The following is a 20019-nucleotide window of genomic DNA, read 5'->3' as shown; positions in this document are numbered from 1 at the left end:
GGCGCCAGTCCTGCTACCTCAATGTCACCATGAAAACGCCCCTAACCCTCCTCTACCTCCGCCACATCGCCCTCGCTGCGCTCGCAGCCATCTCCTTCACCTGCCTAGCTGCACAAGAAGAGGACCCACAACAGGAGCCGCTCGTAATCACGATACCAGGCGCCCAAATCGAAGCGTCCACCGCGGAAGCGACCGAAGAGCCCGCCCCGCCCCAAACCAGCAGCCGTATCAGCCAGAGCATCGAAGGAGCCATTCCGGACACCGGCAGTCCCGCTCTCGACTCCTCCATCCGGACTTTCACCCGAGCCGTCGGAAACCTCGTCGAAGGCACGATCCGCAGCCTGCCTCAGATAGCGATCGCCTTCGTCGCGCTCGTCCTCACAGCCATCGTCGCCTCCATCATCCAACGGGTCGCCAAGGGAATCTTCCGGAGAATGAAGCTTAGACGATCCCTGTCCGACCTATTCGCGCAGCTCATCTACGTGGCCATCTGGTTCCTGGGAATCATGCTCGCCTGCGGAATCATCTTCCCCAGCTTCGGCCTCGCCGAACTGGTCGGCACCGCGGGGCTCATGTCCATTGCCATCGGCTTCGCCTTCCGGGACATCTTCGAAAACTTCTTCGCCGGCATACTGATACTCTGGCGTTTTCCCTTCGAAATCGACGACTTCATCGAAATCGAATCCGAAAATATTATGGGCCGCGTCGAGGACATCTGGATACGAATGACCCTCATCCGCCTCACAACCGGAGAGCTCGTCACTGTCCCCAACGCCACCGTATACAAAAGTCCGATACGAATTCTCACAAATAGAGACCTACGACGCATGACCGTCGAAACAGGGATCGCCTACGGCGAAGACGTCGGCGAGGCGCGAACCGTCATCCAAAAGGCGGTCGAATCCTGCGAATCCGTTGCCAAGGAAAAGCCGATCGACGTCTTCCTGACCGGCTTCGGCTCCTCCTCCATGGACTACGACGTTACTTGGTGGACCGGCGCAAAGCCCCGAGACCAACGCGAGAGCCGCAACGAAGTCGTCGAAGCCATAAAACGAGCCCTAGACGAGGCCGGCATCGAAATCCCATACCCGTACCGCACTCTCACATTCACCAAAAACGAGCCGCTCATCTACGACAAGCTCTCCGCCAAAAGCGAAGCCGAGACATAGCGCTGAACTTAAGCCAGCAGGGTCAGCCTTCTAAGCTCCTCCCTACAATCGCTTGCAGAAGCTCGGCGATGCATTCTGCAACCCGCGCTCTGCGCTTCGCATGGAGGGAACGCGATTTTCAACTTACCGACATCGGATCCACGTCGAAAATCTGCATCACGTCCTTGGGCAGCGGCACCTCCGCCTCCACCGCCTTCAGCTCCCGCATCAATCCGCTCACGTTCTGGGTGAAGTACCAAATGTGGAAACGGTAATGGTCCTTCATCTTCTCGATCGAGCACGGCGTCGGACCGCGCATCTCGATCTTGCCTCCCATGCGGGCCTCCACCTTGCGGGCGAACTGCTCCGCGAAAAACATCGCCTTGTCCCCATTGCGGCTCCGAAAAACCTGCCGCACCAGATGGCGGAAGGGCGGATACTGGAACTGCTCCCGCGACTCGATCTCCACCTCCAGAAACGCATCCACCTCCCCGCGCCGCGCGAACTGGATCGGCTCCGCGTGCGGCGTAAAGGTCTGCACCACTACCTCGCCCGCCAAGTCGCCACGCCCGGCCCGCCCCGACACCTGCACCAGCAGCTGGAAAGTTCGCTCGTTGGCCCGAAAGTCCGGCACGTGCAGCGAAAGGTCCGCGTCCACCATGCCCACCAAGGTCACGTTCGGAAAGTCCAAGCCCTTCGCGATCATCTGGGTCCCCACCAGCAAGTCGATCTTGCCCTTGCGAAAGTCGCCCAAGATCTCGCGAAAGAGATGCTTCTTGCCCATGGTATCGGTATCGATCCGCACGATATTCGCCCGCGGCAAGATACTCTTCACCACGTCCTCGATGCGCTGGGTCCCGCTGCCCTTGCCGCGGATCGAGTCGCTCTTGCACTCGGGGCAACGCCAAGGCGGCTCCGCCTCGTGCCCGCAAAGGTGGCACTTCAAGGTATTGTCGCTGCGGTGGAAGGTCATCGGAATGCTGCAGTGCTTGCACTCCTCCACGTGGCCGCACTCGTTGCACAGCATGCTGGAATTGTAGCCGCGACGGTTGATGAACAAGATGCTCTGCTCCCCCTTCTCCCAGCGATCCCGCAGCTTCTCCGCCAGCAAGGAAGAGATCGTAACCGGTTTTCGGGTACGCATCATTTCGATCCGCATGTCCACCACGTGCATCATGGGCAACTGGCGATCGTCGATGCGCTTGGTCAAGCGGTTCTCCTTGTACTTGCCCAGCTTCACGTTGCGGTAGGTTTCCAGCGACGGCGTCGCGCTCCCCAACACGCAAACCACGTTCTCCAAATACGAGCGATACACCGCCACGTCCCGCCCATGGTAGCGCGGCGTCTCGTCCTGCTTGAAAGCCGGCTCGTGTTCCTCGTCCACGATGACCAATCCCAAGTTCGGCAAGGGAGCGAAGACCGCGGAGCGAGCGCCGACCACCACCCGCGCCGACCCGTTCGCCAAAGCCATCCACGCATCCAGCCGCTCTCCGTCCGACAAGCTGCTATGCCACACCACCGCATGGGCATCCTTGTGCTCGGTGAAGCGGGAACGCAGCCGCCCTACCGTTTGCGGCGTGAGGGCCACCTCCGGCACCAGAAACAGCACGCTCTTTCCCGCCTTCAGCGCCTCCTCCATGGCAGCGATGTAAACTTCCGTCTTCCCCGACCCCGTAACCCCGTAGAGCAAGTGGGTAGTGAACTTCCCCGCACGCACGCTTTCCGCAATGCCTTCGTAGCAGGCCTGTTGCTCCTCGTTGAGCACGATCTCCTGCTTGGAGGCGTACTCCACGTCGCCCAACTCGTCGTCGTACGCCACGCGCTCGACCTTGCGGGCCTCCTCCTTGATGCAGCCCTTCTTGAGCAGTCCCGTATACGCCGCAGGCGAGGCCCCCAGCCGACTCAAGACCAGGCTCTTCTTTTGCGGAGCGAACTGCTGGGCCAGAAACTGGTACAACTCGAACTGTTTGGGCGCCTTCCTTTCCAAAGCCTGCAACACCGCCTCGTCCAAGCCCTTAACCGCCGTGACATACTTCTCCTCCTTCGCCCGCATGCCCTGCCGCACCGGGCCCGGTATCATCGTTTCCAATACATTCTGGATCGACGCCCCATAGTACTGGCGCAGCCAAGCCCCCAGCTTCAGCAAAGCCGGAGTCATCACCGGAGTCGGATACACGAGGTTGAGCACCAACTTCAGTTGCATCAACGGCAGGTCCGGCTCGCAGCCCTTTTCCACGATAAGCCCGATGGTCTGGCGCCGCCCCAAGGGCACGTTCACCAGCGACCCCGGTTGCGCCGCATCAGACATCGAATCCGGCAGCCGATAGTGCAGCGGCCGGTCGAAACCGGACATCAGCCACACGCAAACCACTGTCGTATCAAGACTCATAGGAAGGAACGCCGAGAGCGCCCCTCGACAAAAAAGGCGTACCATACAGGCACCCCTTACGACTTCGAGCCGCTTCCTTCCTGAAATGAAAAAAATTGTCCTCGGATGCCAACACTAGGCGCATTCGCTTAGGTTGGTAAAAAACGTATAAATTCTTGAAGATTTCTCCTGAGAAAGGCTATCTAGAGCGGGCTGCCTAAAGCTGCAGTTGTTACCGAATCCTCCCGCCTCCAACCGGCACTCTCCTCAACGTCCGCCAAGATGCTAAGTTTCCCTTCCCTACACCTCGTAAGATACCTCTCCCTCGGCCTTACGCCCTGCTTGCTCAGCGTAGCCGCTTTCGCCGACGAAACCAACTACCCCGTCTACGAAATCAGCGACGTCCCCGCCCAGCGAATCTGGTACGACGGAGGCAATACGCAATTGAAGTTCGGCCTCGTCGCTTCGGCCCTCGGAGCAAACCCGGCCATCACCATGTCCATTTCAGAGTCGCAGATGCCCGATGGCCCTATCGCGTTCGACGAGGAAACCGATACCTTCAGCTTCACCCCGGCAGCCACGGACGAAAGCGTCTTCACCATTGCCTTCCTCGCCATAGGAGACGGCACCCCGATCGTAGCCGAAGTCGATATCGAGCCGATTCAGCAGCTCCCCGCAGAAGTGGAAGCCTTCGGCCTGGAGCCCGGAGCCCCCCTCCCCAACGACGAAGAAAACGACAAGTACTTTTCCTATTCCGAAACAGTCGCCACGCCCGCCGGCGAACCCTCTGGCGACACCTCGGTCTGGTTCAACGAAGCGGATCGCCCCGAAACGCGAGCCGTCACTATCTCCGGCCGCACCATCATCCTGGAGAAAGACCATCCCAATGGCCTCTTCGAAAAGATCCACTACGACCCCGCCACCTCCCCCAACCAGAACATCGAACGCCTAGAAATCTTCGCCGACCACCTCATCATCCGCGATAGCCTCCACCTCCCGCAAACCGACGTCTCCCTCCACGCCCTCACCCTCACCTTCGAGGACGGCGAAGGCGAAACCACGACCCTCTCCACGACCCCTCTCCTGCCCGCTGCCGGCGTCCGCCCGCCCGCAGCAGGCGAAACAGGATTCATGTCCGAAGCCGACGCCGGCAATCGCGGCGGCAACCTCACCCTCTACCTAAAATCCTTCGTCGCCGACGGCACCGAAACACGCTTCTTTCTTGGCGGCGGGAAAGGCCGCGCCGCCTCTCCCGGAAAAGACGGGACGGATAAATCCAACAACGACGCCATCACCGTCTACTCCGAACGTGGCTATAATGGCCTGCTCGCCTACAAACTCACCTTTTCCGGAGACGCAGGCGTAGCCCCCGACCAGTACGGCCCCTCCTCCCGAACCAAAACAAGTTTCGACTTCTACAACGCCTGGGGCAGTACCATGCCCAACTCCCATAAAGGCGGCGATGCATCCTCACCTGGAAGACCGGGTCGCGGAGGCGACGGAGGGGACTTTCGAGGAAACCTAGACCTCCGGGGCTATATCGACAACAGCCCCGGCGCCGCAGGCGACATGGCGGCAGACGCCGATGGCGGACGCGGCACTCGCTTCAAACTGGGCAACAACTACCAGGAAACTGCCTACGTCTGGTCCGGAAACCAAAAACTGAAATTCACCATCCTCGACGGCTGGATCCCGGACGGTTCAGCCACCTCCAATAGCGGGTACCCGCGTACCTTGCGGACTCGCTACGGCGACGACGCGCCCGCACCCGCCGCCAACGGATCCGGAACGGCTGGCTCCGTCACCATCGCAGCCGAAAGCGAACCGCTTTGGGTTTCTCCCGAAGCGCTCCGCTATGGACTCATCGTCCTGCGCGACGCCTACCTCGACGGACATATCACCTTCGTATTCGACGAACTGAAACGCTACCTGGCAGCCCTCGAAGAAGCGGAAGCCAGCCCCGGCTGGGACCAGCTCGAGGCCGAAAGGATCGACGCCCTCGAGGAAATCCGCGACGAGATGGTTACCCTAAAAGCTCGGCTGGACAACAACCTCGACTTCTTCGGAAACCCGGCCGGCTGGGTTCCCATGCTGTCCTTCGAAGTCAACTACGCCGCCTTCGAACAGGAAATCGACCGCGCCCTGCGAGTCATGTACCTCAACTACTGGCTGGGCAACATAGCCGACAGCATCGAAAAGCGGGTCGACGGCATGAAGAAGATGCGAGAGCAGCTGCTCGACCAAATCGACCAGGACAGAGAAGCCTACAGTAATGCCGTGGAAGAGATTCCTGGCGTACGCGTGCAGGCCGAGGAGCTCCAATACGAAATTGACCGCGTCATAAACAAGATCAAAGCAGTCGAAAAAGAAGTTCTCAAAAAAGCCAAGCGCATCGCCGCCGCCAAGAAAGCCGCACGCACCCTCGGCAAGATCGCTCAGATGATCCCAGTCTACCAGCCCGCCCTCGGCGCCGCCGGCGGAGCCGTCGCCGCAGCCGCCGACATCGACCCCAACAAATCCTGGGAAGAAAACGCCATCGACGTCGGCACCGGCGCTGCCACCGGATTCGCAGCCGGCAACGCATTGCCCAAGGGCCAAGCGGCCCAAAGCGCGATGGGAGGCATCGACACCAGCGACGGCGACCTCGCCGACGACCCCGAAGTCCGCGCCGCCCTCAAGGCCTCGCGAGGCCCCTTGCTCGAACTCGCTCAGGACGTAGGCGGCCTCATGCTCTCCGACAAGGCCGCCGATCCCGACGTGAAAGCGGAAATGCAACGCCTCCTCGCCGACCACCCCCAATACCGCTCCCTCAAAAAGGACTTGGACAAGCTCAACGAAACCAAACGCGACTTCGCTTCCCAGATCTCCGAACTGCTGCAAAAGATTACCATCCTACCGATCCAAGTCGCTCGCAGCCTACGCATCATTAGCCAACTCAACTCTGAGATCGGCGCCGAGTCAGACAAACTCGACCCCACGACCCTAAGCTTCCTCGACGACATGAACGCCCGAGCGGAAGAACGCCTGCTCAAATACCACTACTTTATGTCGCGGGCTTACGCCTACCGCCGCCTCGAGTCCTATCCAGGAACCCTAAACATGCAGGACATCTTCGACGAAATCGTGGCGCTCGCCGGAAACAACCAGAACCAAGCGGAAATTTCCTCCGAGCAATTCAGCGACCTCAAAGCCGTCTACGAGAGCCAGATCAGCGCCGTAGCGGAAGCTATCCTCAACGAGGCCAACGAAAACCCATCCGAGCAGTCGATCTCCGTTCTCTTCGAACTCCCCCAAAGCGCGATCGACCAAATCAACGCCGGCGAAGTCGCCCGCATCAACCTAGCCGACCTCGACCTCTTTCCAGAATCCGAGGAAAACCTTCGCATCACTGGCCTTGAAGTCACAGAGATGGACCTGACTCGAGATCCCGACACGCCTGCAGCCAACGCCTACAGTCTTGTATTCAAACACTCAGGACTCTCTCGCTTGCAGAAAGATGGCCACACGTATCTATTCCGTCACTACAGCGAACGGACCCGAAGCGCTATCACCTGGAAATCCGTCTACCAATTCCTCAGCGAGATGATCGAGCAAACCTCGCCCTCCGCCGCATCCCAATCCCTCATCGGAGTCCTCGTCGACAAGGACCCCAACGACATCCTGATCTATACCCGCCCCGCCGTGAACGCTGACCTGCTCGTCAGCAGCGAAATCAACACGACCGGCGCCAAAGTGACGCTCAACAGCGCCAAAGTCCGCCTGAGATACGACTTCACCGCAAAAAGCGAGTTCATCAAGTCCCTCAAGATCTCGCCCGCCGCCAACGGTCTCATGCCCGAGATCAAGATCCTCGATCCCGACCGCAACCAACGAGCCGACGGACGCGACGCCTTCGAACGCTTCTACGACCGCAATACCGAAGTCTCCTTCGAAGCGCCCGCCGAAAAGGACGGACTCACCTTCCTACGCTGGGAGGGAGCCACTCTCGCCGATCCCACTTCACCTACCCAGACCCTCACCCTGAGCAACTCCTACCAACTCACTCCCGTCTACGAAATCACCGAGACCTACGAACTCACCGTCGAAGGCGGCGCCGGCAGCGGCACCTTCGAGCTCGGAGCCGAAGTCCCGATCGAGGCCGCAACGCCAAACGGCTTCCAGTTCCTACGCTGGAACGGCGAATCCGTGGAATCCGCCAGCTCAGCCAACACAAACGTCATCATCTACGGCGACACCACGGTCAGCGCCGTATTCGAATCTTCCACCCAGGCCACCCTAAGCAGCGAAGCCACCGGAGAACCCGGCCAGCTGCGCATCCGCATAGAGAGCGACGACCACGACGTCTGGAGCCTGCAAACCTCGCCCGATCTCGAAACCTGGACTGAGTTCCAGGAATTCACCCTGGTCGACGGATCCATCGAGAGCACCGTGGACATCGGCACGGAAGCCGTCTTCTTCAAAGTCGTCCCCGTTTTTCCCAGCAACTAAGATTCCCGCAACAAGCGAATCTCAAGACATTCTCAATTGACAGCTATTGAGAACGTATTGAGATTCGCCCAGTGACGATCGACGACTGCAGAGAAAAGTTCAAAAGCTACTTGGTGAAGCACAACCTGCGCATGACTGGGCAGCGCATGGCAATCTTCGAGGCAGTCTTCAAGGAGACCTCGCACTTCACCGCAGAGGAATTGCTGGACAAGGCCCGTGAAATCGACCGTACCGTGTCCCGCGCCACCGTCTACCGCTCCCTTCCCATCCTAGTGGAAGGCAACCTCGTGCGCGAGGTCGACATCGGCTCCAGCACGATGTACTACATGCCCAACACGGAGGAAGATCCGCACAAGGCCCAGGTCATCTGCAACGACTGCCAAAAGATCTTCGAGATCAGCGCCCCCTTCCTCCAATGGTACGGCAGCAGCGTATCCGGAAAGCTGGGACTGACCCCCATCAGCCAACGCCTGCAAGTCACCGCCTCCTGCGAAGAACTGAAAGCCAACGGCGTCTGCAAAAAGGGCAACGAGGTTCCCGAATAGCAACCGCACCGTGCAAAAAGCCTCCTTCGCAGGCGCTTTGCATTGGCCCACCGCGTCACTCGTCCCAGATTGCAAGGGAGCTACGCGAGTCCCGCTCAGTTGGCGCTCAAAATGCGTTTGCACGCTGTGCTCAAAACCAGAAACCCTCGACTCAACCACCCTCGAACGGGCAGCCCCCTCTGGCTCGCTACCATCGCCTGCATCCTCGCAATCCCCGCGACAAGCCTACCTGCCCAAGACTTGCCTGAACACGAGAAGATCGGCTACAACCTCCTGGAGTCCGTATCTAAAGCGCCCTTGCCCTTCACCGGAGAAGACACAGACTTCAGCATCGATATCAAGCCGAAGCTAAGCGACTTCCTGCACGAAAGCTACGTGCGGCTGCCCATCGAATTCGAATACAGCTTCACCAACAAGCGAGAAGGTACGATCGGCCTGATCCCCTACCTCCCCAATCCCTTCGACAGCGATGCGGTCAGCAGCGACGGCTACTTCACCTTCGGACTGAAGCAACGCATAGACGACATGCTCGACGGACGCTTCTCCCTCGCGGCCGGCTTCGACGGCAAGATCCCCCTGGAAGAGATCCCCTCGCCCTTGCTGCGCGAAAGCTACGACCAATACATGCCCTACCTCACCGCCGCCTACGCCTTGGACCGCCGCAACCGCTGGCTCGCGTATTCGACGTTCCAATACAGCTGGGTCGGCAAGGACCGACGAGAAAACAGGACTCCCGTAGACGATCCCCCCTCCCTCGCCATCTTCCAGCCCGGGATCATCTACCAGCCGCAGGGCGAATTCCGCTACGGACTGAGCTTCGAATACAAAACCGACCGGCTCGACGGCGGTTCGGACGACGGGCTCAAGATAGTGCCCAGCGTAACTTGGTTTCCCCCAGAAGGAACTCCCTACTTTCGGCGCCTCGTTGGGCATTTCGAAATCACCCTCGATCTCGAATACGACCTTTCCCAAATCGAAGAAGAAGAGTACGGCAGCGATTTCGGCGTAGGCCTCAGCGTCCGCTGGCGCCTCAACCGAGCCAAACCGCCCCCCGAAGAAAGCGTGCTATAATATATAAAAGCCGAGAGCCTAACTCAGAACTCCCGCGCTCCTTTCCGACTTTCCTGCTCGCCTCCGTTCCCCGCGGAGGCTTTTACGTTTCGCCTTAACGCGAGTCCATCGATGCGACGCATCCATAATTTCGAGCGATTAATGCGATCGCACGGGTCGCGGAGCCATTTCTGGCCAATAGGCCGATTGTTACAACGCTGCCTCCTTCCGATCCCAGAGTGGAACCTAAACATAGGTAACAATTCCCTGCACTTGTAGTTCTTTCTACATTCAACCTACCGAATTCCAAAGGGACAAACACGAGGAACGCGTAGTAGTTTACCGAATACATTGCCCTTTAGAGTCGCGCCATAACGCTTCCGGCACGCGATCGTTCCATTCGCCTCCTAAACGTAACTCTGCAACAGGAAACAACGCCATCGTTACATTAATACAACGGTGATATTTATACCTTGCTCCGAATTCCCAGCCCGCAACAACCGACCCCTTCCAACCAATTCGGAAAAATAATATAAAAATCCGTCCATCCTCTCCATGAAACATTTCATCAATTCTACTCTACGTATCACGTACGGTATAAAAACGGTTCTAGCTTTGGCCGCTTTACTTAGCATAGGCTCCTTAACAGGAGCTGAAGCCTACGCCGGAATCCGTGGCCGCGTGGTCAACGCCATGAATGGCGACGCCATCGCGAACGTGCGCGTCAAAATCGACGGCACTGAACTGTACGCCCTCACTAACGAAGAAGGCCGCTTCGCCTTCTCCAACGTTCCCGACAGCGAAGTCACGCTCGTAACTCGCTATCTCGGTTTCGAGAATCGATCGATTCCCGTTCAATCAAGCTCGGAAACGAGCGACCTGATTACAATTGCGATCGAGCCCAAGGTCACCGACCTGGAGGGATTCGTCGTCAAAAAGCAGGTTTCAGGACAAGCCCAAGCGCTTAACCTGCAAAGAACCGCCGAGAATATTAAAAGCGTGGTTTCCTCTGAAGACCTCGCTCGAGCCCGCGACGGAAGCATCGGGGAAGCGCTGCAGGTGCTGCCCGGTTTCTATGCGGAAATCAGCACCCACCAGCCCAGCCGTATCGTAGTACGTGGCCTCGCGTCCGAGTTCAATTCGGTGACAGTCGATGGTATACGCATGACGAATTCCGGCGGAGACCGACGGACCGGAGTAGGCACCGCTTCCGTCGAAAACCTATCCCGGGTAGAAATGGTCAAAGCAGTCACTCCGGACATGGAAGGCGATGCCATTGGCGGCAGTGTCAACCTCGTCAATCGTCGCGCCTTCGAGCTGCAGTCGCGCTTGCTCGAGCTCAACATCGGGGGAGCCTTCAACCACCAGCAACAGAACTTCGACCAGAATTTCGGGATCACCTACGGCGACCAGTTTTTCGAAGGACGCCTCGGGATGATGCACACCTTCAACTTTTACGGTTCGGACCGTGGCTATCACGACACCACGCTTTCATATAGCGTAGACAGCGACGACCAGTATCGCATGACCGTTTACCGCCTCAAGGATCGCATCGAAGACGGCACCAAGAAACTCAGCTATAACGGAAGCTTAGACTTCCAGCTAACGCCTGATACAGTTGTCACCCTGCGAGGCTCTTATTTCTACAACTATAGAAAGCTTAAAGATTATGATATCTACTACCGCACCGGAACGTTGAGCAATATCACGCCGGAAGGAGCCGAAGGTGTCGACGGTCGTCTCGATTACTATCGCCACTATCGCTTCCCGGTTAGCGACACCAAGATCGGTTCTATAAAGATCGAGCACGAATTCGAAAACGCCCAGTTCGACGCGACAGCCTCCTACTCCAAGTCCGCCAATCGCTACCCGCGCACCTTCTACGTTTACTCGAGGGTCAATGGAGTGGACATGACCTACGATCGCAGCGAACCGTGGTTCCCCCAAATCGACATCACCAACGGAGTCGATTTAGAGGATCCCGCCAACCACTCGCACGATCGCGTTCAACGCACGCAACAACCGTCCGAGGATGTTGAATACACAGTCAGCGCCAACTATCGCTATAACTTCCAAAACGAACGCCTCGATCCGTACTTTAAAACGGGATTTCGCTTCAAGACGAGAGACCACGACCGCAGCGGCGACTACCTGGGACGCTGGAACTACACCGGCGACAAGCCAGCCGGCGACTTCTCCATCATCTACGACAATCCGCGCTACCTCAGCCAAAGCCCTGGAAGCGACCTGCAGCCAAACCTCCACATGGACGTCGAGGCATTCCGACGCGAGTTCTACGAACTGAATCCCGAAGACTTTCTGAGGGACGACAATTGGAGCGATATCCTCATCGCCAACTCCAACAATAGCTACCAAGAAGACGTGCTCGCTGGCTACGTCATGGGCGGGGCTACCTTCAACCGGATGCGGTTGATGGGAGGCGTGCGCGTCGAGGAAACCGACTTCGAAGGAACCGCCAACGAGCTAGAGCTAGTAGATGGGGAGCTCGTGGCCGTCACTCCTCGCACCTACACCTCCTCCTACCGCAACGCCCTCCCTGGCGTGCACCTTACCTACGAATTGAAGGACGACCTGCTGCTGCGCGCCTCAGCAAACCGCACCATGGCTCGACCAAACAACCGCAGCCAGTTGCCCGTACGCAGCATCGACGACGAAAACCAAAAAATCTCCGACGGAAATCCAGACCTGCGGGTAACGGAGTCCGATAATATCGACCTAGGCCTCGAGTACTACCTGGAGCCGCTTGGGCAGATTTCGTTGGGACTGTTCCACAAGAACATCGACGGCTTCTACTTCAACTCCACCCAACCGATCGAAGGTGGAGAATACGACGGCTACATGCTCACGCGTCCCGGCATGGGAGACGGCGGCAAGCTGCGAGGACTCGAATTTCAGTACCAGCAGCAGCTTAGCTTCCTTCCAGGGCATCTCAGCGGACTGGGATTTCTGACGAACCTGTCCTTGATCGATGCGTCCGGCAGCTATCCCAATCGTCCCGGAGAAGACCTGCCCTTCATCGGCACCGCAAAGGAGCTCTTCAACGCCCAGCTCACCTACGGCATCGGAGACCTAGACGTTCGCTTGGCCGTGAACCGCATCGGAGATCGACTCAGCTCCGTGGGTAGCCGCGCCGCTTTGGACGGATACGAGCAAGCCCGCACCACGGTCGACCTCCTTGCCTCCTATCGGATGAACGAGCGCTTCACCTACTATCTCGACTGGAAAAACATCACCGACGAGCCGATGGTGCAGTACCTGGGCAGTCGAGATAACCCTACTCGCGTCCGCTTCTTCGACTGGGCAATCAACGCCGGCGTCAAAATCAAGTTCTAGAATCAAAGCAGATGCTTCGTTCCACACTTACGCGAGCGTCCGCTGCCCTCTTTGCCCTGCTCTTTGCAGCGGGGCAATTGAGGGGCGGCGACGCTCTTGATCCCGCCCCGCCGGGCACCTACACCGTCGTGGTCCTGCCCGACACCCAAGGCTATACCGGCATTGGCACCAAGCGTACGCCCGAAAGCGACGCCCCGGTCTCCAATGCCGTATTCGACGCCCACACCCAGTGGGTCGTAGAAAACCAGGAAAAGCAGAATATCGTCTTCGTCAGCCACGTGGGCGACATTGTAGACCGCAACGAGCGCCGCCAGTGGGAAGTTGCGCGGCGAGCCATGGATCGAATTCACGGCCTCGTCCCCTACGGCATCAGCGTGGGCAACCACGACATGACGAGCGAGGGGAACTCCAGCCTGTTCCAGAGCTACTTCCCGGCTGCCCGTTTCGAATCCTTTTCGTGGTACGGCGGGCACTTCCAAGCGGAAGGCCTCAAGCAAGAAGTCTCGGGAAACAATGCCAACAGCGTCCAATACTTCTCCATGGGCGAAAGCCAGTTCGTGTTTCTCCACCTGGAGTGCAACGCACCGGACGAGGTGCTTGATTGGGCCAATGCGATACTGCGGGACAACCGCGATCGAGTCGCTCTCGTCACTACACACATGGGCCTCGGGCCAGCGGAGCGACCTCAGAGCAACGATGGCTACATCACCGATCCGAAAGGGCGCATGCGCTGGAGCAAGCGACATGGCGAACGCGGCAACTCTCCGCAGCAGATGTGGGAAAAATGCTTTCGCAAGCACCCCAACCTAGTGGCCATCTTCTCGGGAGACCAAAGCCGGACCGAAGCGCTCAGGCAGGAAACAAAGGGGGATGCGGGGAATACGGTGCACGAGCTGCTTTCCGATTATACCTCCTCGGGGCCGATCCGCTTGTATCGATTCAACCCGAACGCAGGAACGATCGACGTCTTCACCTTCGAAACTGGCAAAGAGGAGCTCGTGTTCTCCACCGATCGAAATCCCGCCCGAGAAAGCCACCGCTTCAAACTCGACTACCAGCAGCCTTAAACGGCCGGCGGATTGCGACCTCCCGCTTAGGAAGCCGCAGGGCGCACCCTATCGAAACAAGCAAAAACAAAGGGAGCCGGTTCCCACAAACCGACTCCCCTGTTGTTTAGATAGAGATCCTGTATCTCTAAGCGGCGAGGTACCAGCTCGCCGAAAGTGTGTTAGGCCTACCAGTCCGCCTTGAGCTTAACCAGGCGCTTCTGGGATTCGCTGTGACCTTGGCGAGCCGCTTGGCGGTACCAGTCGATCGCTGAATCCTTGTCGCGGCTGATGCCTTCGCCCTTCTCGAACATGGCACCGAGGTTGTACTGGGCCACGGCGTCCCCCTTGGAGGCTGCCTTCTTGTACCAAGCTGCGGCGAGGTCGAGTTCGCCATTCTTGGAATCGCCCCGCGAATAGTAGTGAGCGGCGATCGCTCGCATCGCTTGAGCATGGCCCGCATCGGCAGCCTTGGTGAGCCATTCGATGCCATACTCCTGGCTGTGCACCACGCCCTTGCCGGAAAGGAAGGCTTGCCCGACGCGGTACTGAGATTCGATGTCTTCCTTTTCAGCGGCACGCGAGTACCAGTCGAAAGCCTTGCGGTCGTTAGCGGTGACGCCGATTCCCTTCTGGAAAACGCGGCCTAGGTTGCGGTAGGCGGGCACGTAACCGAGCTCGGCCGAGCTGCGGTACCAGAGCAGCGCCTTGCTGATGTCCTGGTCGATCCCCCAGCCGTTCTCGTAGCACTCGGCCAGAGCGTTCTGGGAAAAGGCGTTCCCCTGCTCGGCCGCAACCGAAAACCAGTTGACCGCTGCCGCGAAGTCGCGGTCGCCACCCATGGCGTCACGCATCATGGTGCCGATCACGGGGAGAGAAGCGGCGAAGCCGAGCTCGGCCGCCTTGTTGAAATGCTTGCGAGCCACGTCGAAGTCGCGGAGCTCTTCCGGTCCGTAGAAGCGGAGCTTGGCGAGATTGTGCAGAGCCACTGGATAGTCCGGACGGAGGGCAATCGCCTTCTCGTACTGCAAAATGGCGCTCGCAGGCTTGCCATCCACCTCGAGGGCACGGCCGAGCTGAGCGTAAAAGCGGGACTCGTCGGGATATTCGGCAATCGCTTCGCGGCAGGCCTTGGCAGCCGCAGGAGCGTCGAGCTCCGTGTCCGCCACGGCGTCCACGACCGCGAATTCGTCCTCGGGGATCGCCGACAGGTGATCGGCCTCGTGCTCCGGCGCGAATTGCTTCACCAGCGCCGCCATGCCGACCGCCACGTCCTTCGAATCGAAAATTGCGGTGAGCGAACCGTCCGCAACGGCGGTCACTTCACCGGTCCCAATTTCAACCTTCTTTCCGTCCACTTCGTTGAGAGCGACGATCTGCTCGCCGACTTCAACTTTGGATCCGGTATCGAACGCTACCGTGAAGGCGCCGGTTTCAAGGTTGTTTTCCGTGATCTTGCCATCCACGTCCGCGAATGACGATTGCAGGGTCGCTACCGACACGACTGCGAGAAAGGAGCTTACTTTGCTGACGACGTTTTTCATATTGATAAAATAAGTATGCATACGGCCCAGCGAGACGGAGAGGTCTGCGAGCATGAGGAATAAGGTATGCCCCTTCTATCGGCTCCGGAACCGGCCCCATTTCGGCGGATTGGCCGAAAAGTCGCATTTTCTAAGGCAATCAGAGCCTCCTCTTCAGGGGTCGGTGAGTAGTCCTACCCTCCGCTTGAGCGCTGAAACGGAAGGCCTAAGCCCTGCGGGCAGGCAGCGCTACTGGACGTTTCCTAGGGCCCCGCTCCTCTCCCTCGATTTCCCTGGAAGAAGCCAAGCAAGCCCAAGCTTGATTCGCAGGACCTTTCACATAACTGTACCGCGCTTTATGTCACAGGTACGCGTAAGATTCGCTCCCAGCCCAACTGGGTCCACCCATATCGGCACCGCTCGCACGGCCCTCTTCAACTGGCTGTACGCGCGCAAGACCGGCGGCAAGCTCGTGCTCCGCATCGAGGACACCGACAAGGAACGCAACACCGACGCCGCCCTCGAAGAACTCCTCAACGGCCTGAAATGGCTCGGCATCAACTGGGACGAAGGCCCCGAAATCGGCGGCGAGGTCGGCCCCTACTTCCAAAGCCAGCGCGGCGACATCTATAAAGAGTACCTGCAAAAGCTCCTCGACGCCGGCCGCGCCTACGAGAAGGACGGCGCCATCTTCTTCAAGTTAGAAGGCGAACGCTACACCGAGTACGACGACTACCATAAGGCGGAAGTCGAAAAGGTCCGCACCCAGCCCGTCGTCATCGAGGACGTCATCCGCGGCAACGTCACCCGCCGCGAAGAGCGCGACTTCGTGATCGTACGCTCCAACGGCGACCCGTCCTTCCACTTCGTCAATGTCGTGGACGACATCGCCATGGGCATCACCCACGTCCTGCGCGGCGAGGACCACCTGCCCAATACCTCCAAGCACGTGGAACTCTTCAACGCCTTCGGCGTGAAGCCGCCCGTCTACGCCCACATGCCGATGATCCTCAAGGATCCCTCCCAGGGCAAAGGCAAGATGTCCAAGCGCGACCGCGGCGCCCTCATCGAAGAATACCAGCAACGCGACTTCCTCCCGGAAGCCGTGGTCAACTTTATCGCCCTGCTCGGCTGGTCGCCTAAGGACGACCAAGAAGTCCTCACCATCGACGAGCTCATCGAGCGCTTCGACATCAAGGACCTGCAGAAGGCCGGAGCCCGCTTCGACGAGAAGAAGATGTCCCACATCAACTTCGAGCACATGAAGCGCCTCCCCATCGAACGCTACCTGCCACCCGCCGTCAGCGCCCTCAGCAAAGCCGGACTGGTAGACGACAGCACCGACCAAGCCTACCTCAAGCAAGTCCTCGAGCTCTGCCAGCAAAAGATCAACAGCTTCGAAGACCTGCCCGCCTTCTCTGCCTACTTCTTCTCCGACACCTACGCCGTCGACGAAAAGGTGGAAAAGAAGCTGCTCAAGCGAGCGGACGCGGCCGACCGTATCCAAGAAGTCATACCCGCGCTGGAAAGCCTCGACGCCTTCGACGCCGTCACCCTCGAGCGCGGCATCCAGGAGCTGGCCGATTCCAAGGAGCTCAAGATCTTCGCCTACTTCCCTCTCCTGCGTTTCGCGGTCAGCGGAGTTGGCGGCGGCCCCGACCTCCTGCCCATGCTCGAAACCCTCGGCCGCGACACCGTCGTCGCCCGCCTCAAGAAGCTGCAAGCGTCCCTTTCGCCTTCAGCCTAAACGCCTCAGCCTCACATATAAAATGTCCGACGAAAAGCCATCGAACTTCATCCGCGATTTCATCGACGAGGAACTTGCCGCCGGCAAGCATAGCCAAATCGTAACCCGCTTCCCGCCCGAGCCCAACGGCTACCTGCACATCGGTCACGCCTTCGCGATCGGGGTTTCCTACGGCATCGCCCAAGACTACAAGGGCCGCTTCCACCTGCGCTTCGACGATACCAATCCTGCCAAGGAAGAGAGCAAGTACGTCGAGGCCATCAAGGAAGACCTCAAGTGGCTAGGCGCCGACTGGGGCGACAACCTCTTCTTCGCTTCCGACTACTTCGACCAACTTTTCGAATGGGCCTGCCTGCTCATCCAAGAAGGTAAAGCCTACGTCGACGACCTGACTCCCGAGCAGATGCGCGAATACCGTGGCTCGCTCACCGAGCCCGGCAAGAACTCCCCCTACCGCGACCGTTCCCCCGAAGAGAACCTCGAGCTCTTCAAGAAAATGGCCGCCGGCGAATTCGAAGAGGGCCAGAAAGTGCTGCGGGCCAAGATCGACATGGCGCATCCCAACATGAACATGCGCGATCCGGTCCTCTACCGCATCCTCAAAGCCCACCACCACCGCACCGGCGACAAGTGGAAGATCTATCCGTCCTACGACTTCACCCATGGCCAAAGCGACGCCATCGAAGGCATCACCCACTCGCTCTGCTCGCTCGAGTTCGAATACCATCGCCCCCTCTATAACTGGTTCCTCGAGAACCTGCCCGTCCCGCACACGCCTCGCCAAATCGAGTTCGCGCGCTTGAACGTTGAATACATCGTCACCAGCAAGCGAAAGCTCCTCCAGCTCGTGAACGAAAACCACGTGCGCGGTTGGGACGACCCTCGCATGCCGACCGTAGCTGGATTGCGCCGCCGCGGCTACACGCCCGAAGCGATCAAGGAATTCTGCGAACGCGCCGGCGTCGCCAAACGCGAACGCGTCAACGAGTATGCGCTTCTTGAATACTGCCTCCGTCAAGACCTCGAAGACAAGGCCATCCGCCGCATGGCCGTGCTCGATCCGCTCAAGGTCGTTATCGAAAACTTCCCCGAGGAAACCGAGTACTACGAAGGCCCCAACCATCCGGCCGACGAAGCCCGCGGCACCCGCAAGGTGCCGCTCACCAAGGAAATCTATATCGAGCGCGACGACTTCATGGAAGACCCGCCGCGCAAGTTCTTCCGCCTCGGCCCCGGCCGCGAAGTGCGCCTGCGCTACGCTTGCTACATCACCTGTACCGACGTCATCAAGGATGCCGACGGCAACATCACCGAGCTTCGCGCAACCTTCGATCCAGAATCCCGCGGCGGTTCCACCCCTGACGGCCGCAAGGTCAAGGGCACGATCCACTGGGTCAGCGCCACGGAAAACGTGCAAATCGAGGCCCGCCACTACGAGCAGCTCTTCACCAAGCCCGATCCCGACGAAGTCGAAGAGGGACAAACCTTTCTCGACAACCTCAATCCGAATTCGGAATCGACGCTCACCTGCTACGGAGAGCCCGAGCTCGCCATGGCCCAGCTCGGCGAACCCATCCAGTTCGAACGCAAGGGCTACTACATTCTGGATACGGACAGCAGCGAAGCGAAGCTCGTCTTCAACCAATCCGTCGGCCTGCGCGACAGCTGGGGCAAGAAGCAAGGAAAGTAAGCTGGCCTCAGGGCCGGCGCTCGCGCCGCGAGCCGCTTGAGAGACGCGTCCTCGCGCCTTGCAAGCGGCCTCGAGATCCCGAGTTACCCCTCGCATGAACGGTCTGAGAAACGTCTCATCCTCCTGGAATTCCATGGCGCAGCAAAACGCCATGGAAGCCGTTCTAACCGGAGCGGAGTGGGACGAGCGCAAATTCTACGCCTCCGGCGAGCATGAAGTTAACGACATCCTCAAGCTCGTTAACTCCCAAGCCGGCGATCTGAAAACCGGGGAGGCCCTCGATTTCGGATGCGGACTGGGCCGCTTGTCTTTCGCCCTATGCCAGCACTTCGAGAAAGTCACCGGTATCGATATCTCGAAGGAGATGATCGAGCAAGCGACGCAAAGCAGCAGGAAACCGTCGAACCTCCAGCTCACGCGCTCCGAGAGGAACGACCTGCAGGGCTTCGAAGACAACGCTTTCGACTTCGTGCTGAGCCTCATCGTCCTGCAGCATATCCCGCAAAAGGTCGCGAAGAACTATATCCGCGAGTTCCTTCGAGTCGCCCGACCGGGCGGCGTAATCGTCTTCCAAGCGATAAGCAAAGCCACCGGCTTGAAAGAATCGACGAAACAAAAGTTCTGGGCAGACAAACCGCTCAACTGGGACAATCCATCGCTCCCCAAGCTAATCTACCGAGCAAGCTTCCGCTTCATGCGATGGGTCCCGCGAAAGATCCTAAACCACAAGCTGCGCTACTTCCTCAAGAAGATCGCCGGGAAACCTGTCATGCAAATGAACCCCATCCCGCGGCGCTCCATCGAAAAGGCGATCCGCAAAAGCGGCGGCACCCTCCTCTACTCCGCCGAAGACGGCCGAGCCGGACCCGACTTCGAAAGCATCCTCTTCCTCGTGCGCAAAAGCTGAGGAGCGCCGCCCCGTATCGTATAAACGAAATGGATACCGGAAGTTCTTAGGAGCTCTTTCGATAAGCGCCCGTTTTTTGAATACAAGAAACCCGCAAACTTTCGATCGCGGGTTTCGAGTGAAAGAAAACTAGGTCCCCCTAGCTTTGAAAAC

At 58.9% G+C, this 20019-nt stretch carries 11 protein-coding genes; 9 read left to right on the top strand and 2 right to left on the bottom strand.

Going from position 1 to position 20019, the window contains the following annotated elements; translation table 11 throughout:
• Positions 1 to 29 precede the first annotated feature (29 nt).
• Positions 30 to 1169, top strand: a complete 1140-nt coding sequence (locus QEH57_RS07310; protein ID WP_309006050.1) for a mechanosensitive ion channel family protein — start codon at positions 30 to 32, stop codon at positions 1167 to 1169.
• Between the two features lie 118 nt (positions 1170 to 1287).
• Here the strand turns inward: QEH57_RS07310 and priA are convergent, their stop codons facing one another.
• Positions 1288 to 3537 (bottom strand): primosomal protein N', encoded by a 2250-nt coding sequence (gene priA / locus QEH57_RS07305; RefSeq protein WP_309006049.1) that lies wholly within the window; start codon positions 3535 to 3537, stop codon positions 1288 to 1290.
• Between the two features lie 261 nt (positions 3538 to 3798).
• On the opposite strand from priA, the gene QEH57_RS07300 reads away from it, so the two are divergent.
• The 5 genes from QEH57_RS07300 (at position 3799) to QEH57_RS07280 (ending at position 14020) form a co-directional block, all read left to right on the top strand.
• The gene (locus tag QEH57_RS07300) at positions 3799 to 8004 is read left to right on the top strand and encodes a hypothetical protein (RefSeq protein ID WP_309006048.1); all 4206 of its coding nucleotides are present in this window, start codon (positions 3799 to 3801) and stop codon (positions 8002 to 8004) included.
• 71 nt (positions 8005 to 8075) lie between these two features.
• Positions 8076 to 8549 (top strand): transcriptional repressor, encoded by a 474-nt coding sequence (locus QEH57_RS07295; protein ID WP_309006046.1) that lies wholly within the window; start codon positions 8076 to 8078, stop codon positions 8547 to 8549.
• 126 nt (positions 8550 to 8675) lie between these two features.
• Positions 8676 to 9620: a hypothetical protein gene (locus tag QEH57_RS07290; RefSeq protein ID WP_309006045.1), complete on the top strand. Its 945-nt coding sequence runs from the start codon at positions 8676 to 8678 to the stop codon at positions 9618 to 9620.
• A 594-nt stretch (positions 9621 to 10214) separates the two neighbouring features.
• Positions 10215 to 12953 (top strand): TonB-dependent receptor, encoded by a 2739-nt coding sequence (locus tag QEH57_RS07285; protein ID WP_309006044.1) that lies wholly within the window; start codon positions 10215 to 10217, stop codon positions 12951 to 12953.
• A gap of 11 nt (positions 12954 to 12964) precedes the next feature.
• On the top strand, positions 12965 to 14020 hold the full coding sequence (locus QEH57_RS07280; protein WP_309006043.1) for a metallophosphoesterase: 1056 nt from the start codon (positions 12965 to 12967) through the stop codon (positions 14018 to 14020).
• Positions 14021 to 14187: 167 nt separating this feature from the next.
• On the opposite strand, the gene QEH57_RS07275 is transcribed toward QEH57_RS07280, so the two are convergent.
• Entirely contained in the window at positions 14188 to 15597 is a 1410-nt protein-coding gene (locus QEH57_RS07275) for a tetratricopeptide repeat protein (RefSeq protein ID WP_309006042.1), read from the bottom strand.
• A 283-nt stretch (positions 15598 to 15880) separates the two neighbouring features.
• Here QEH57_RS07275 and QEH57_RS07270 point away from each other — a divergent pair, with 283 nt between their 5' ends.
• The 3 genes from QEH57_RS07270 to QEH57_RS07260 all read left to right on the top strand — a co-directional run bounded on the left by QEH57_RS07270 (position 15881) and on the right by QEH57_RS07260 (position 19866).
• Entirely contained in the window at positions 15881 to 17269 is a 1389-nt protein-coding gene (locus tag QEH57_RS07270) for a glutamate--tRNA ligase family protein (protein ID WP_309006041.1), read from the top strand.
• Positions 17270 to 17291: 22 nt separating this feature from the next.
• Complete coding sequence (locus QEH57_RS07265; protein WP_309006040.1) at positions 17292 to 18959, top strand: glutamine--tRNA ligase/YqeY domain fusion protein; 1668 nt, start codon at positions 17292 to 17294, stop codon at positions 18957 to 18959.
• 94 nt (positions 18960 to 19053) lie between these two features.
• Entirely contained in the window at positions 19054 to 19866 is an 813-nt protein-coding gene (locus tag QEH57_RS07260; protein ID WP_309006039.1) for a class I SAM-dependent methyltransferase, read from the top strand.
• The last annotated feature ends 153 nt before the right edge of the window (positions 19867 to 20019 follow it).

It is taken from the genome of Pelagicoccus sp. SDUM812005, assembly GCF_031127875.1.
Classification (GTDB): domain Bacteria; phylum Verrucomicrobiota; class Verrucomicrobiia; order Opitutales; family Opitutaceae; genus Pelagicoccus.
The sequence above is the reverse complement of the archived record's forward strand: the minus strand, read 5'-3'. Positions and strand labels throughout refer to the sequence as shown.

Bases quoted from the DNA above. Each gene is read 5' to 3' on its own strand.
- QEH57_RS07310 (WP_309006050.1), top strand. From the start codon at position 30: ATGAAAACGCCCCTAACCCTCCTCTACCTCCGCCACATCGCCCTCGCT.
- priA (WP_309006049.1), bottom strand. From the start codon at position 3,537: ATGAGTCTTGATACGACAGTGGTTTGCGTGTGGCTGATGTCCGGTTTC.
- QEH57_RS07300 (WP_309006048.1), top strand. From the start codon at position 3,799: ATGCTAAGTTTCCCTTCCCTACACCTCGTAAGATACCTCTCCCTCGGC.
- QEH57_RS07280 (WP_309006043.1), top strand. From the start codon at position 12,965: ATGCTTCGTTCCACACTTACGCGAGCGTCCGCTGCCCTCTTTGCCCTG.
- QEH57_RS07275 (WP_309006042.1), bottom strand. From the start codon at position 15,597: ATGCTCGCAGACCTCTCCGTCTCGCTGGGCCGTATGCATACTTATTTT.
- QEH57_RS07270 (WP_309006041.1), top strand. From the start codon at position 15,881: ATGTCACAGGTACGCGTAAGATTCGCTCCCAGCCCAACTGGGTCCACC.
- QEH57_RS07265 (WP_309006040.1), top strand. From the start codon at position 17,292: ATGTCCGACGAAAAGCCATCGAACTTCATCCGCGATTTCATCGACGAG.
- QEH57_RS07260 (WP_309006039.1), top strand. From the start codon at position 19,054: ATGAACGGTCTGAGAAACGTCTCATCCTCCTGGAATTCCATGGCGCAG.